Consider the following 1,207-nt stretch of genomic DNA (forward strand, 5'->3'; position numbering starts at 1 on the left):
TTCTTCACCGAGGCCCAGTGGCAGGGGTTCTTTACCCTGGATACCAAGGGAAACTCCGTCGAAAACCTTGCCGTGTGGTGGGGGTACGGAATTTACAACGATTCGATTAGCTCGATTCGTAGCTACGGCGAGAATTACCGCGTCTGTGAACACGAGGGGTACCAGGGGGCATGCCTTACTACGAATGCACGAGATTTCAATAATCTAAGGGGTGTTCGCGAAGGACTTGAGTGGTGGGACCCGTTCGATTGGAACGACCGCATCAGCTCTCTTCAACGAATCTTATAGATTGGAGGAGCACCATGTCAGCTTTGAAAAAGCTCCTGGCGGCTGCCCTCATCAGCACTGTGCTGTCTTCTTGCTCCTTCGGTCCCACGTTGGAGAAGGATGAAAGCGCCCGAGCAATCTTCGACACAGAAAATGACCGGGTGATCCTGCCTCTGGACGCATACAACACCGCCGGCAAGGGCGAATACTTCACCAAAGCCCTTGAGCTCGCCCGCAAAAAGTGCTTTGCCGAACACGGGCAACACTACGAGATGTTCGTCCCCACCGAAGGATCCGGCAGGAACCTCGGCAGAACCTACGGGATCTGGAACGTTGAGCACGCCCAAAAATACGGCCTCCACGAGCCCAATGAATCGAATACGCTGGACCTCTCCTCCCCCGCATCCTCCTCCGATCCTGGGAAGGATGTCAGGACCGAATGTTATCAGCGCGCCGTCGATGAGATGAAGCAAATTGGAGAGATACCCTTCGGAAGCAGCACGTTTACGCGTTTGGAGACCGACGCCCGAAATGCCGCAGGCGATAGGCAACTCAAAAAATCTCTCGACGACGAGTGGAAGCGATGCGTCAAGGACAAGGGCCTCACCCCCGATAGCGAGATGACCGTCAAGGAATCAAAGAACATTCCTCAGAGCAACACCCCCTCCGAAGAAGAAATTCGAATCGCAGTCATCGAAGCGCAGTGCAATCAGGATGTAGGCCGCTCGCAGAAGCTCTACGACCTGGAGGCACAGTACCAGAAGCCGCTCGTCGCCAAGAACCAGGCAGCCCTGGAGAATGAGCTCAAAGAATTCAAGCGCCGGGACGAGCAGTTCAAACAGTACGTCCTCGACAACCAGTAACAGCGAATAGCAGCCGGTAATAGTCGGTATGCCGAAAGGGTGTGTGCCGTGTTCAGTGAACACGGCACACACCCTTC

Annotated in this window: 2 protein-coding genes; both read left to right on the plus strand. The window is 54.8% G+C overall.

The window, feature by feature from the left end; all coding sequences use genetic code 11:
- The coding region (locus HMPREF2928_RS09175) for a hypothetical protein (RefSeq protein ID WP_210399863.1) at nucleotides 1-288 on the plus strand (288 nt) is incomplete at its 5' end.
- A gap of 14 nt (nucleotides 289-302) precedes the next feature.
- On the plus strand, nucleotides 303-1,130 hold the full coding sequence (locus HMPREF2928_RS00770) for a UDP pyrophosphate synthase (protein WP_070687000.1): 828 nt from the start codon (nucleotides 303-305) through the stop codon (nucleotides 1,128-1,130).
- The last annotated feature ends 77 nt before the right edge of the window (nucleotides 1,131-1,207 follow it).

Origin of the sequence: Rothia sp. HMSC072B04 (genome assembly GCF_001813725.1) — a bacterium.
Classification (GTDB): Bacteria; Actinomycetota; Actinomycetes; order Actinomycetales; family Micrococcaceae; genus Rothia; species Rothia mucilaginosa.